The sequence below is a fragment of the Ruegeria sp. C11 genome, from assembly GCF_056537725.1.
Genome location: NZ_JBQFSB010000006.1, coordinates 53,080 through 67,044 on the forward strand (window position 1 = coordinate 53,080; position 13,965 = coordinate 67,044).

Sequence of the window (13,965 nt, forward strand, 5' to 3'; positions counted from 1 at the left end):
AGGCTCTCATGAGTGCAAAGATCAGACTGTATGTAGAGCACCCTTTGGGTGAGGGGCAATCGGTTCCTTTGACGCGGGATCAGGCGCATTATCTGTTCGGCGTCATGCGTCTGGCTGTTGGGGCATCGGTTGCGTTGTTCAACGGAAAGGATGGCGAGTGGCTGGCTGAAGTTGTCGAGGCGGGAAAACGCGGCGGCGCGTTGCTTGGCGTCAGTCAGACAAAGCCGCTTCAGATGCCGCCCGATCTGTGGCTGCTCTTTGCCCCTATCAAAAAGGCGCGCACCGATTTCATTGTCGAGAAAGCCGCCGAGATGGGGGCTGCGAGAATCATCCCCGTGCAGACTGAGTTCACGAATTCGGAACGCATCCGGCAGGATCGTCTGCAGGCGCATGCTGTTGAGGCTGCTGAGCAATGCGGCGGAACCTTCGTGCCGCAAGTGGGCGATCTGCAAAAACTTGATCGGATGCTGGACGACTGGCCCGAAGGGCGCCAGTTGATGTTTTGCGATGAGGCCGAGGTCGGCTCGGCCCTGCGGTTGTCGGAAAACGAAGCCGGGTGCCCATGGGCCATCCTGATCGGTCCCGAAGGCGGGTTTTCCGAACGGGAACGTAAGCGACTATCATCCCTGCCTTTTGCGCATGTGGTCAGCCTTGGACCCCGTATCCTGCGGGCTGATACGGCAGCGGTTGCAGCTATGACAATGTGGCAACAGGCACTGGGCGACTGGGTGTAACCCTTGAAGACGGCGCCGGTTCATCCAATTTCCTGTTGAGAGGACGAGGAATACGATACCGGTCGTCCCGACGACAAGAGAGGAGCCAACTCAATGAGTTTCATCCGACCAGAAGCCAAGCTGGCCCTATGGCGCTGGCGTGAAGTTCTTGCCGCGGTCTTTGTTCTGGTTCTCGGCCTGAGCTGGATTGGCGGCCCGGGTGGATTATTGGGCTGGCTGGGCTGGGTGCTGGTTCTTGTATCGCTGGCGCTGGCCGTCATCGGTGTGCAGCGGGCGCGATTTCGGAAAGGGGCAGGCGGCCCCGGCGTCGTGACCGTGGACGAAGGGCAAATCACCTATCTTGGTCCTCTTGCCGGTGGCATCGTCGCCGCGCGGGAAATCGAGCGGCTGGCACTCGACCCGACCTCGCGTCCGGCGCATTGGGTGTTGGAACAGCCCGGGCAGCCGTCCCTTCACATTCCGGTGAATGCGGAAGGGGCCGAAATGCTGTTTGACGTGTTCTCCAGCCTTCCGGGACTACGAACCGAACATATGTTGTCAGAACTCAACGGTGATTCCCTTCATCCCGTCGTAATATGGGAGCGCACACCATCGCGCCCACCCCACATAAGGCTGCATTGACACCCGGGCCGTTTGCGCCCACGACTGGCCTTCAAGTCAAGACACAGCAGGATCGGAGCTTCCTCCATGTCCATCCCTCAGTCCGGCGGCGGACCGATTGAACGCCACGAACAACTGGCCGAATATCTGGAATCGGGCTGCAAGCCCAAACAGGATTGGCGCATCGGCACCGAGCATGAGAAATTCGGCTATTGCAAAGATACGCTGAAGCCGCTGCCTTATGAAGGTGAACGCTCGATTGTCGCTGTACTTAAGGGGCTGCGCGATCTGCATGGTTGGGCGCCGATCGAAGAAGGCGGCAAGCTGATCGGGCTGGAAAAGGACGGTGCCAATGTATCGCTCGAACCGGGCGGGCAGTTGGAGCTGTCGGGCGCACCGCTGGAAACGATTCACGAGACCTGCGATGAGGTGAACGCGCATCTGCGCGACGTGAAGGATATCGCCGACAAGATCGGCGTCGGATTCATCGGTCTGGGTGCCGCGCCGATCTGGACGCACGAGGATATGCCGCTGATGCCCAAAGGGCGTTATGTGCTGATGAACGACTACATGGAAAAGGTCGGCAGTCTGGGCCGCGCGATGATGCGGCGCACCTGCACGGTTCAGGTCAATATCGACTTTGGATCCGAGGCCGACATGGTCAAAAAGCTGCGTGTCGCTTTGGCGCTGCAGCCGGTGGCCACGGCTCTTTTTGCCAACTCGCCCTTTTTCGAAGGCAAACCCAACGGCCACAAAAGCTGGCGTAGCTATATCTGGCGGCATCTTGATGATGCGCGTACCGGCATGCTGCCATTTGTCTTCGAAGACGGTTTCGGCTTTGAGCGCTACGTTCAATACGCGCTGGATGTGCCGATGTACTTTGTCTATCGCGATGGAAAGTACATCGACGCGCTGGGCATGTCTTTCCGTGACTTCCTGAATGGTAAGCTGCCCGCCCTGCCGGGCGAGACGCCAACACTCAGCGACTGGGCGGATCACCTGACTACGGCCTTCCCAGAGGCGCGAATCAAGAAATTTATGGAAATGCGCGGGGCGGATGGTGGTCCGTGGCGGCGTTTGTGCGCGCTGCCTGCATTCTGGGTTGGCCTGACCTACGACCAGTCCTCTCTGGATGCCGCGTGGGATCTGGTCAAAGGCTGGGACGCCGAAACCCGTGAAGCCCTGCGTGTCGAAGCCTCGACCAAAGGACTGCAGGCACAGGTCGGCAACATCAACATGCACGATCTGGCCCGCGAGGTTGTATCCATCGCCGAATCCGGTCTGAAAGCCCGCGCATATCCCGGTGCGGGCGGTCTGGTCCCGGACGAGACGCATTTCCTCAGTGCCCTTAAGGACAGCATCGATACCGGCAAGGTTCCGGCGGACGAGTTGCTGGACTGTTATGAGGGCGACTGGAACGGCGATCTGACGCGGATTTACCCCGAATACAGCTATTGACCTGATTGCCACGCCGGGTTCAGGGCAGGAATGCAACCGAGTTGCGCCAGTTGTGCCAAACTGGCGCGGCCTGCCTTGCATTCGCCGGGTTAGGCCGATAGCAGGTCAGCAACAGAATTCAGGGGACCGTCATGGACGATCTTAAGGCAAAATATCTGGGGCAGATCGCCGATGCGGGCGACGAAAACACGCTCGAGTCGATTCGTGTCGCCGCCGTTGGCAAAAAGGGCGAAGTGGCGCTGAAAATGCGCGAGCTGGGCAAGATGACGCCCGAGGAACGTCAGGTCGCAGGCCCCGCGCTGAATGCGCTCAAGGATGAGATCAACTCGGCGCTGGTCGCAAAGAAAGCAGCCCTTGCCGATGCCGCGCTGGATGAACGCCTGCGCACCGAATGGCTGGATGTAACCCTGCCGACCCGCCCGCGCCGTCAGGGCACGCTGCATCCGGTCAGCCAGGCCAGCGAAGAATTGACCGCGATTTTTGCCGAACTGGGCTTCTCCGTCGCTGAAGGGCCGCGGATCGAGACCGATTGGCACAACTTTGACGCCCTGAACATTCCCGGCCACCATCCCGCGCGGGCCGAGATGGACACGTTCTATATGCGCCGCGCCGAGGGTGACAATCGCCCGCCACACGTGCTGCGTACTCATACGTCTCCGGTGCAAATCCGTTCGATGGAACTGCAGGGCGCGCCGATCCGCGTGATCTGCCCGGGCGGCGTGTACCGCGCCGATTATGACCAGACCCACACGCCGATGTTCCATCAGGTCGAGGGGCTGGCCATCGACAAGGACATCTCGATGGCGAACCTGAAATGGGTTTTGGAAGAGTTCGTGAAGGCGTTCTTTGAGGTCGACGATGTCGAACTGCGCTTCCGCGCCTCGCACTTCCCCTTCACCGAGCCGTCGGCCGAGGTCGATATCCGCTGTTCCTGGGATAACGGCCAGCTGAAGATCGGCGAAGGCGACGACTGGATGGAGATCTTGGGCTCCGGCATGGTCCACCCCAAGGTGATCGCCGCTGGTGGCATCGACCCCGAGGTCTATCAGGGCTTTGCCTTTGGCATCGGCATCGACCGTCTGGCGATGCTGAAATACGGCATCCCTGACCTGCGGGCGTTCTTTGATAGCGATCTGCGCTGGCTGCGCCACTATGGGTTCGCGGCGCTGGATATGCCGAACCTGCATGGTGGCTTGAGCCGTTAATTGTACCTGCTTGGGGTATATCTCTCCAAGTATTACGACTGGTGTTTTGCGTTTTCGGGACGCAATCGCCGGTGGGTGGGGACAGTGCTGCTATTTGGATGGTTCGTGGTCTTTTGTGGCCTCGCGAGTTTTCTTCCCGGTTGGTTGAGCATTCTGATTCTGCTTGCGGCCTCGCCGTTTCAAGGGCTTTTTATGTTGGCGCATCATCGTGTTTGGGAAATACGAGATCAGACATCGCGTGATCAAAAGTACCAATTGTGGAAAACAATAAAACTCATTGACTGGCTCAAAAAATAGGCGCGGCTTGTCACAGAATCCCACGGGGTTGTGACGTGACACTGAGAGCGGGCTCGTTAGGTTCAGTCGCATGATTTACCGACTGCTTTGCCTCTTTCTGCTGGCCGCCACCCAAGCTGCCGCCGTGGATACCTGCCACGGCGATACCGCCTGTCAGGTCGGTGACAGATCCTATCATGTGCTGGAACCGGACGGGTGGGATGGTGAAACGCCTCTGCCCGTTCTGCTGCATTTCCATGGCTGGGCACGGCAAGGGACCGTGGTGGTGAACCATGAGCGGATCGCGGGCGCGACGAAACTGCGCGGCGTGCTGCTGGTTGCCCCGAACGGGCTGGGCAAAAGCTGGGATTTCTGGACCTCGGACACCGGTGACGTGCCCTTTGCCGACCGGGTGCTTGAGGATGTGGCCAGACGCTACCCGATTGACCCGGACCGCATCTATGTCTCGGGCTATTCTTTCGGCGGTGCGATGGCGTGGCGCTATGTCTGCCAGTCTGGCAACGACACCGCCGCGTTGCTGGCCGTTGCGGGCTCGATCCGGCAGACCGAGGATTGTCCTCAGGCCCCCGCCCAAGTGCGCCATGTGCATGGCCTCAGCGATACGGTGATGGATTTTCCCTATGGCGCGGGCGGCGATACGACCTATCCGGTGGCCCTGTGGCGGCAGAAATACGGCTGCAACACCGCGACCCCGCGCGGGGATTGGAGCGTGGTGCCGATCCTGACGCTCAGCCGGGTCGAATGGACCGATTGCGCCCGGGGGCAGGTCACTCTGGACACCCATCCCGGTGGGCATTTCATTCCGCATGGTTGGATCGGACGGCAACTGGACGAGCTTTTGGGCCGCACCCCCACCTATCCGTGACGCGCAGCGCTTGCACCTTGGGCCATTCTTTGCCATTGCCTGTGCCGACTGGATGTTTGCCAAAAAAGGCCCCGTGCAATGAAATTCACCCTCTCCTGGCTGAAAGACCACCTCGACACCAATGCCTCGGTCGATGAGATCGCCGAAGCGCTGACCGACCTTGGGCTTGAGGTCGAAGAGATTGTGAACCCTGCGGACCGGCTGGCGGGCTTTACGCTGGGCTATGTGAAACATGCCGAGAAACATCCCGACGCCGACAAACTGCGCGTCTGCAAGGTCGACACGGATGAGGGTGAGCTGCAGATCATCTGTGGTGCGCCCAACGCGCGCGAAGGCATCACCGTCGTCGTCTGCAAGCCGGGCATGTATATTCCCGGGCTCGACCTGACGATCAGCGTCGGCAAGATTCGCGGCGTCGAAAGCTTTGGCATGATGGCCTCGGAACGCGAGCTGGAGCTGTCGGACGAGCATGATGGCATCATCGAGCTGCCAACGGGCGAAGTGGGCGACCGGTTCGTCGACTGGTTGGCCGAAAACGATCCGTCCAAGGTTGATCCCGTGATCGAGATTGCCATTACCCCCAACCGGCCCGACGCTCTGGGTGTCGAGGGAATTGCCCGCGATCTGGCCGCGCGTGGTCTGGGCACGCTGAAGACGCGCGATTACGCAGCTGTGGCCGGTGAATATGAAAGCCCCATCAAGGTTTCGATTGACGAAGACACGCTGGACGGCGCGCCGCACTTTACCGGCCGTTTGATCCGGGGGGTGAAGAACGGCCCCAGCCCGCAATGGCTGCAGGATCAGCTCAAGGCGATTGGCCTGCGCCCGATTTCGGCGCTGGTGGACATCACCAACTACATGACCTTTGATCACAACCGCCCGCTGCACGTGTTCGATGCGGACAAGGTGCAGGGTAATCTGCGGGTGCACCGCGCCAAGGGTGGTGAAAAGCTGGTCGCACTGGATGAGAAGGAATACACCCTTCAGCCCGGCATGATGGTGATTTCGGACGACAACGGTCCGGAATCCATTGCCGGTGTCATGGGCGGTCAGGAAACCGGATGCACCGAAGAGACCGAGAACGTGTTTCTGGAAAGCGCGTTCTGGGACCATGTGCAAATCGCGCTGACGGGTCGGGCCCTGAAAATCAACTCGGACGCTCGCTATCGGTTCGAGCGGGGTATTGATCCGGAATACACGCTTGAAGGGCTGGAACATGCGACGCAGATGATTCTGGATATCTGCGGCGGCGAGGCGTCGAACGTGGTGATTGCCGGTAAAACGCCGGATCATTCCCGCGCTTACCGATTGGATGCCGAACGGGTGCAGTCATTGGTCGGGATGGACATTCCCGAAAGTGAGCAGCGCCAGACCTTGACGCGTCTGGGCTTCCGTCTGGAAGGTGACATGGCACATGTTCCCAGCTGGCGCCCCGATATCATGGGCGAGGCAGACCTTGTCGAAGAGGTCGCGCGCATCGCTTCGCTGACCAAGCTTCAGGGTAAGCCACTACCACGGGTGACGCCCGGCATTCCCAAACCGGTGATGACGCCCGCGCAGCGCCGCCAGACGATGGCCCGACGGACCTGCGCTGCGCTGGGTTACAATGAATGCGTGACATATACCTTCATCGATCAGGCCTCGGCCGCGCTGTTCGGTGGCGGGGATGACGCGACGATGCTGGAAAACCCGATTTCGTCGGAAATGAGCCATATGCGCCCCGCGCTTCTGCCCGGATTGTTGCAGGCGGCGGCGCGCAATCAAGCGCGCGGCTTCAGGGACCTTGCCTTGTTCGAGGTTGGTCCGGCCTTTCACGGTGGCGAACCTGGCGAGCAGCATACGTTGATTTCAGGTCTGCTGGTCGGGCAATCCGGTCCCAAGGACGTTCACGGGGCGTCGCGGCCAGTTGATGTGTTTGACGTCAAGGCCGATGCCGAGGCGGTGTTGGCGGCCATTGGCGCTCCGGCCAAGGTGCAGATTCTGCGCGGCGCGCGTGAATGGTGGCATCCGGGACGTCACGGCAAAATCTGCCTAGGCCCCAAGAAAGTGTTGGGAATATTCGGTGAATTACACCCGCGCGTGCTGCAGGCAATGGACATCAAAGGCCCAGCGATGGCCTTTACCATCTGGCCCGAAGAAGTGCCGTTGCCGCGTAAATCCGGAGCAACCCGCTCGGCGCTGGAACTGCGCGATCTTCAGGCGGTCGAGCGTGACTTTGCCTTTGTCGTCGATGCCGATATCGAAGCGCTGACACTGGTCAACGCGGCTGCTGGGGCGGACAAGGCCCTGATCGAGGATGTGCGGGTTTTCGACGAATTTATCGGCGGCGGTCTGGGTGAAGGCAAAAAGTCACTGGCCGTTACGGTCAGGTTGCAGCCTACCGAAAGGACGCTGCAGGAAAAAGATATCGAGGCGGTCGCAGACAAGATCGTCGCCAAGGTGACTAAAGCCACCGGTGGCGTTCTGCGCGGTTGAGTTTCCGGTACGACGACTGTGGAACAGGGGCTCTGATTTCAGAGCCCCTTTTTTGGTTTGCACCGTCGTGTGCTGTTGATCTTTTTTCCGAAAGCACCTGTCGCAGATTGCACATTGGGATTTTCGGATTTCGTCGTTAGATACAGGGTCAACGATCAAAGGAGGTGGCAATGGGCCTGAACGTATATCTGTCCGGAGAAATTCATACGGATTGGCGAGAGCAAATTATCGATGGCTCACAGGGTCTCGATATCACGTTCAACAGCCCGGTAACCGATCATGACGCCAGCGACGATTGCGGTGTTGCTGTTCTGGGAGCTGAGCCCAACAAGTATTGGCACGACCACAAAGGTGCGATGGTGAATGCGATCCGTACGCGAAAGGGTATCGCTGATGCGGATGTCGTGGTGGTGCGGTTCGGCGACAAATACAAACAGTGGAATGCTGCCTTTGACGCGGGTTTTGCTGCGGCTCTGGGAAAATCCATCATCGTTCTGCACGGCCCCGATCATCAGCACGCCCTGAAAGAGGTCGATGCCGCTGCTTTGGCTGTGGCTGAAGAACCGCATCAGGTCGTTGAAATCCTGCGTTATGTTCTGACCGGTAAACTCCCAGGGTAACATTTCGCAGATAGTCAGATCGGTGGGAACAAATTTGCTCCCACCATCATGTTTTCAGAACGTTGTGCGATAGCGATCAATCGCGGGCAGGGGTGACCAGACCTTTCTGGACGGCCGGGCGTTCAACGAAACGGTCGACATAGGCAACAGCATTCTTGTAATCGTCCCAGCCAAGCACCTCTTTGGCGCCATAGAAATCCAGGGCGCGCAGCCATGGGGCAATCGCAATGTCCGCAATCGAATACTCGCCGGCGATCCAGTCCTGCCCGTCAAGCTGCGTGTTTACGACATTCAGCAGGCGCTTGGCCTCGTTGATGTATCGTTCACGCGGACGCGGATCCTCGATCTCGCTTCCCGCAAACTTGTAGAAAAACCCAAGCTGCCCGAGCATCGGGCCAACTCCGCCCATCTGAAACATCAGCCATTGTGTGATGCGGTGCTTGTCGCTGGTGGAGCTGCCGATAAATTTCCCGGTTTTTTCGGCCAGATACAACAGGATGGCGCCGCTTTCGAAGAGGCCGATGGGCTCTCCGTCCGGGCCGTTGGGGTCAATGATCGCCGGAATTTTGTTGTTTGGATTCAATGACAGGAATTCCGGGCTTTTGACATCTGCATCAGCCAGCGTGACCTTGTGTGCCTCATAGGGCAGGCCCGTTTCTTCCAGCATGATCGACGCCTTGACACCGTTGGGTGTCGGAAAAGAGTAGAGCTGAATGACATCCAGTGACTTCGGCGGCCATTTGGCCATGATCGGGTGGGAAACGGTATCCAGCATTTTGAACTCCTTGGCTGACGGTGTTTGTAACCTAGGAACTTCGGTGCCGTTTTTTCAGATGTTTTTTGTGCAGAGCCGGTCAGGAATTGTTCGTTGGTGAACATTGCGGGGAAAACTTGCTGAACTCGCACCTAGACCGCAGCGTGATTATTGGCCAAAATCGCGCGCAACCCCGCGTATCCACGCGGGTTTCACTTTGTACAGGAGATGCGTGTGGAAGAGGTTGTCAATCAGGTCGGAGCCTTTGCTCCGCTGCTGTTGAGCGCGATCAAGGCGCTGATTGTTCTCGTTCTCGGCTGGATTGTGGCCGGTGCAGTCGGCGGTATGGTACGTCGGCGGATAAACAAAACCCCGCAGATCGACCAGACACTGGGCAACTTTGCGGCCAGTATGGTCAAGTGGGCGATTCTGGCGATGGTCCTTGTGGCCGTTCTGGGCATCTTCGGGATCCAGGCCACAAGCATTGTCGCAATCCTTGGTGCTGCTTCGCTGGCAATCGGTCTGGCACTGCAGGGAACGCTGAGCGATCTGGCCGCGGGCGTGATGCTTGTTATCTTTCGCCCGTACAAACTGGGCCAGTATGTCGATATCGGCGGCACTGCGGGTACTGTGAAGGACCTGAACATGTTCACAACTGAACTAGTGACGCCGGACAATGTTCAGATCATTGTTCCGAACGGTCAGGCCTGGGGGTCGATCATCGTCAACTATTCCGCGCATGACACGCGGCGCGTCGATCTGGTGTTCGGCATCGATTACGGCGACAGTGCCGATGAAGCGATGAACATTATTCTGGATGTTGCCAAGGCAGACAGCCGCATTCTGGGCGATCCGGAACCGTGGGTGCGTGTGACCAATCTGGGTGACAGCTCTGTCGATCTGACTGCGCGCCTGTGGTGCAATGCTGCCGATTACTGGGATCTGAAGTTTGAGATCACCAAGGCAGTCAAGGAAGCCTTTGATGCAAAAGGTGTCTCGATTCCCTATCCCCATTCGGTCGAGATTCAGAAACAGGGTTGAGTTTTTCGCCCGTTGTCATGGCACGCTGACGCGCCATCTTCCCATTGGGTTCAGCGCCGTGTCTTGCGACACGGCGCTTTTGTTTTTTTAGGATTTGACCACGATGTTTGGCGAGACTACGTCGATCCCCAATGCCTTGCCTACCGCGTAATAGGTCAACTGTCCTGCATGGACATTGAGTCCGGCGAGCAGGTGCTCGTCATCAATGCAGGCCTGTTTCCAGCCCTTGTCGGCAAGTGCAAGCATGAAGGGCAGCGTCGCGTTACCAAGCGCAATGGTCGAGGTGCGGGCCACAGCGCCGGGCATATTGGCCACGCAATAGTGCATGATGCCGTCCACATCATAGATCGGGTCGGCATGGGTGGTTGCCTTCGACGTTTCGAAACATCCGCCCTGGTCAATGGCGACGTCCACCAACACAGCGCCGGGTTTCATGGTCGAAAGCTGCTCACGGCTAACCAGTTTGGGCGCTTCGGCCCCGGGGATCAGAACCGCGCCGATGACCATATCTGCGTCCTGAATAAGTTCCGCCGTCGCGCCAGCCGTGGAATACTGATTCTTGAACGTGTCGCCGAAGACGTCATCAAGGTAACGCAAACGGGGCAGTGACCGGTCAAGCACGGTTACATCCGCGCCCATGCCGGCGGCGATCTTGGCCGCGTGTGTGCCGACGACGCCGCCGCCGATTACCACAACCTTGGCAGGGCCCACTCCGGGGACGCCGCCCATCAGGACACCGCGTCCGCCATTGGCTTTTTGCAACGTCCACGACCCGACCTGCGGCGCAAGACGGCCTGCCACTTCGGACATGGGCGCCAGCAGCGGCAAGCCGCCATTGGCATCTGTCACGGTTTCATAGGCAATCGCGGTGCAGCCCGACGCCAGCAGATCGTGTGTCTGATCCGGGTCCGGAGCAAGGTGCAGATACGTGAACAGCAACTGCTCTTCGCGCAGCATCTTGCGTTCCACGGCCTGCGGTTCTTTCACTTTGACGATCATGTCCGCAGTGGCAAAAACCTCTTCTGCGGTATCCACGATCTTTGCGCCTGCGGCGATATAGGCGGCGTCGTCAAACCCCGAACCCAGTCCCGCATTGGTTTCGATGATGACGTCATGTCCGTGCGCAATCGCCTCTTGGGCTGCGTTCGGCGTCATGCCGACACGGAATTCCTGTGGTTTGATTTCCTTCGGGCAACCGATCTTCATGAATCCTCTCCATTCATAAACTGCCTAAATTATGTGCAGAAAGTGACTGCAATTTCTGTGAAACCCCACTCGTCATTTGATGTTGTTGCGGGATAATATTCGATAATAGACGAAATTCATGCAATGGATGTGCGCGAATGGCCCTTGATGCAACTGACCGAAAGATTCTGGCGGCGCTTCAGCGCAAAGGACGGTTGTCCAATTCGGAAGTGTCTGACCGGGTGAACCTTTCGCCTTCGGCGTGCCATCGGCGGGTGCAGCGTCTGGAGGCCGAGGGGTATATACGCGACTATGTTGCACTGCTTGACGCGCGCAAGATGGGTGTCCCTACAACGGTCTTTGTCGAAATTACACTGCAAGGTCAGGCCGAAGAGGTTCTGGAGGGGTTTGAAAAAGCGGTTGCTCGAATTCCCGACGTGCTGGAGTGCCATCTCATGGCCGGGACGGCTGACTATATTCTCAAGGTCGTGGCCGAGAACACCGAGGACTTCGCCAGAATCCATCGGCAGTATTTGTCACGTTTGCCCGGCGTTGCCCAAATGCAAAGTTCGTTTGCGCTCAGGACGGTGTTCAAAACCACGGCATTGCCGGTCTAAGAGGAAGTATCAGGCGGGCCCTGGATAAGTGAACAAAGCAAGGTGTGCGAAGTTAAATCCGAAATGCATCAGGACAGGCACCCACAGTCTTCCGGTTGCCAGATATCCCAAGCCGCAGGACAGCCCCAGAAGCGCGGCAAAGATGACCAGACCCGGTCCCCCTGGAAAATGCACCAGCCCAAAAAGCCCACTCGCCACCAAAAGCCCGGTGGCCGCGCCGAATTTTGACGTGATTGCCGACTGCAGGTAGCCCCGAAAAAAAGCCTCTTCCGTCAGGCTGGTCAGAAACAGATTCGAAAATGCAAAAACAAGCCACCACTCGGGCAGCCCCGGTTCAAACCTGACCGCGCCGACACTCATCCCCATACCAAAAAGCACTGGCAGCAAAGCAAGCGCGGCGGCCAATGTCACAGGCCGCGTTGTAGCATTGTGCGACAACATCGAAGGCCAGGCCAGAAGCAGCGCAAACAGAACCATCGGCTTATCGAGGTTCAGATGCATTGTGAATGACGTGCTTTGCGCCCCCGCCTGAACATGATCCAGAACTTTCAGATTGTTAAATCCGGGCAGCAAATGCGCGCCAAGCGTCAGACACCAGCCTATCAATGCTATATGGCCCGCAATTCGCACCCAACCCTTTGTTTGCGGCAGGCACGCGGCCAACGTCAGACCGATCATGATTGCCGACAATGCGACCGGCGATAGCAAACCCAGAAAAAGACACACGCCGCAAAATAATGCCAGCAGAACAAAGGCGAGCTGAATTTTTCCGGCCAACCCGGCGACCTGTGCCGATACCAGAATGATCCAAGGCCAAATGGCCGGAAGCACAGAGAAAAAGAATGCCATACGCCGTCCTGCTGCAGATTGCCCATTGATGAAAGGAAAGGATGTGATTGCGCAAGACCGGAATCACCAGTCACTATTGCCGGAAATGATCAGCACCGCCGGCCTTGGTTTGCACCGTGCTCCGGTGATGCGGCAAATCTGTCGCTTGTATCTGGTAAGGTTGAAGTTCACATTTGAAACTTGGAATTATGGGTTGGCGGGTTAGTTGGCCGCTTTTTCGGTGGCAGCCGCCTGCAAAAATTGATCTGGTTCGTTCAGGATATTTTGCTGACATCAGGGATTTACAAGCGTCAGATACGGTGCCGACCCAGTGAAAGATAAGGAGCAGACCGTGGCTTACGAAAACGACCGCGCGCCCAAGGACTGGCTGGAGGCCGAACTTGAGGACACGCTGGACGAAGATTTCGAAATTGAATTCAGCGAACCGATGCTCTCGATGGAGGTCCGCAAGATCTACAAGGATCAGCATCCCGATATGCTGGACCGAAAGGTATACTTCCGAAATCTTCTGCGCTTGCAGGCTGAACTGATCAGGGTGCAGGACTGGGTTCTTCATACTGGTGCCAAGGTCTGTATTCTGTTCGAAGGCCGCGACAGTGCTGGCAAAGGTGGGGTGATCAAGCGGATAACCCAGCGCCTTAACCCCCGGGTCGCACGGGTGGTGGCGCTGCCCGCGCCCAGTCGCCGCGAGCAAAGCCAGTGGTATTTCCAGCGATATGTGCCGCATTTGCCAGCCGCCGGAGAGATCGTTTTGTTCGATCGGTCTTGGTACAACCGCGCCGGTGTCGAGCGGGTGATGGGATTTGCCAACGAGGATCAGGTCGAACAGTTCTTTCAGGACGTTCCGGAATTTGAGCGAATGCTGGTCCGGTCGGGCATTATTTTGCTGAAATACTGGTTCTCGATCACCGACGAAGAACAGCAGTTGCGATTTCTCATGCGTATCCATGATCCGATGAAACAGTGGAAACTGTCACCGATGGATCTGGAATCCCGCATCCGCTGGGAGGCCTATACCAAAGCCAAGGAAGACATGTTCTTTCGCACCAATATCCCCGAGGCTCCGTGGTACATCGTCGAAGGGAACGACAAAAAACGTGAGCGTCTGAACTGTATCGAGCATCTTTTGACCCGAATCCCCTACGAGGATGTCCCGCAGGACAAGGTCAATTTACCAGATCGCAGATACAACCCGGATTACGAGCGTCGGGTTTTGCCCGATGAATTGTACGTGCCCAAGGTCTACTGACAAAAAACGCCCCTGG

General features: G+C 57.9%; 13 protein-coding genes. 10 read left to right on the top strand and 3 right to left on the bottom strand.

What is annotated here, in order from left to right; all coding sequences use genetic code 11:
• The first annotated feature begins 8 nt into the window (after positions 1–8).
• The 7 genes from ACR0NA_RS12400 (at position 9) to ACR0NA_RS12430 (ending at position 8,254) form a co-directional block, all read left to right on the top strand.
• Complete coding sequence (locus tag ACR0NA_RS12400) at positions 9–734, top strand: 16S rRNA (uracil(1498)-N(3))-methyltransferase (RefSeq protein ID WP_480729316.1); 726 nt, start codon at positions 9–11, stop codon at positions 732–734.
• A gap of 93 nt (positions 735–827) precedes the next feature.
• Positions 828–1,355 (top strand): hypothetical protein, encoded by a 528-nt coding sequence (locus ACR0NA_RS12405; RefSeq protein ID WP_170654512.1) that lies wholly within the window; start codon positions 828–830, stop codon positions 1,353–1,355.
• Positions 1,356–1,421: 66 nt separating this feature from the next.
• On the top strand, positions 1,422–2,792 hold the full coding sequence (locus ACR0NA_RS12410) for a glutamate--cysteine ligase (RefSeq protein ID WP_480729318.1): 1,371 nt from the start codon (positions 1,422–1,424) through the stop codon (positions 2,790–2,792).
• Positions 2,793–2,923: 131 nt separating this feature from the next.
• Positions 2,924–3,997: a phenylalanine--tRNA ligase subunit alpha gene (pheS, locus tag ACR0NA_RS12415; RefSeq protein ID WP_480729321.1), complete on the top strand. Its 1,074-nt coding sequence runs from the start codon at positions 2,924–2,926 to the stop codon at positions 3,995–3,997.
• Between the two features lie 367 nt (positions 3,998–4,364).
• The gene (locus ACR0NA_RS12420; protein ID WP_480729323.1) at positions 4,365–5,159 is read left to right on the top strand and encodes a CE1 family esterase; all 795 of its coding nucleotides are present in this window, start codon (positions 4,365–4,367) and stop codon (positions 5,157–5,159) included.
• 78 nt (positions 5,160–5,237) lie between these two features.
• Positions 5,238–7,634, top strand: a complete 2,397-nt coding sequence (gene pheT, locus ACR0NA_RS12425; RefSeq protein WP_480729325.1) for a phenylalanine--tRNA ligase subunit beta — start codon at positions 5,238–5,240, stop codon at positions 7,632–7,634.
• Between the two features lie 170 nt (positions 7,635–7,804).
• Positions 7,805–8,254, top strand: coding sequence for a YtoQ family protein (locus ACR0NA_RS12430; RefSeq protein WP_480729327.1), 450 nt, complete (start codon positions 7,805–7,807; stop codon positions 8,252–8,254).
• Positions 8,255–8,330: 76 nt separating this feature from the next.
• Here the strand turns inward: ACR0NA_RS12430 and ACR0NA_RS12435 are convergent, their stop codons facing one another.
• Positions 8,331–9,029 carry a glutathione S-transferase N-terminal domain-containing protein gene (locus ACR0NA_RS12435; protein WP_480451606.1) on the bottom strand — a complete coding sequence of 233 codons (699 nt, stop codon included), beginning with the start codon at positions 9,027–9,029 and terminating at the stop codon, positions 8,331–8,333.
• Positions 9,030–9,236: 207 nt separating this feature from the next.
• Here ACR0NA_RS12435 and ACR0NA_RS12440 point away from each other — a divergent pair, with 207 nt between their 5' ends.
• Positions 9,237–10,049 carry a mechanosensitive ion channel family protein gene (locus tag ACR0NA_RS12440; RefSeq protein ID WP_480729537.1) on the top strand — a complete coding sequence of 271 codons (813 nt, stop codon included), beginning with the start codon at positions 9,237–9,239 and terminating at the stop codon, positions 10,047–10,049.
• Between the two features lie 87 nt (positions 10,050–10,136).
• Here the strand turns inward: ACR0NA_RS12440 and ald are convergent, their stop codons facing one another.
• Positions 10,137–11,255 carry an alanine dehydrogenase gene (gene ald, locus ACR0NA_RS12445; RefSeq protein WP_480729330.1) on the bottom strand — a complete coding sequence of 373 codons (1,119 nt, stop codon included), beginning with the start codon at positions 11,253–11,255 and terminating at the stop codon, positions 10,137–10,139.
• 137 nt (positions 11,256–11,392) lie between these two features.
• Between ald and ACR0NA_RS12450 the strand changes: the two genes are divergently transcribed.
• Complete coding sequence (locus tag ACR0NA_RS12450; RefSeq protein WP_480729333.1) at positions 11,393–11,851, top strand: Lrp/AsnC family transcriptional regulator; 459 nt, start codon at positions 11,393–11,395, stop codon at positions 11,849–11,851.
• Between the two features lie 9 nt (positions 11,852–11,860).
• Here the strand turns inward: ACR0NA_RS12450 and ACR0NA_RS12455 are convergent, their stop codons facing one another.
• The gene (locus ACR0NA_RS12455; RefSeq protein WP_480729335.1) at positions 11,861–12,700 is read right to left on the bottom strand and encodes a CPBP family intramembrane glutamic endopeptidase; all 840 of its coding nucleotides are present in this window, start codon (positions 12,698–12,700) and stop codon (positions 11,861–11,863) included.
• Between the two features lie 331 nt (positions 12,701–13,031).
• On the opposite strand from ACR0NA_RS12455, the gene ppk2 reads away from it, so the two are divergent.
• A complete protein-coding gene (gene ppk2 / locus ACR0NA_RS12460; RefSeq protein ID WP_480729337.1) occupies positions 13,032–13,949 on the top strand; it encodes a polyphosphate kinase 2 in 918 nt (305 codons plus the stop codon).
• Positions 13,950–13,965: the final 16 nt, after the last annotated feature.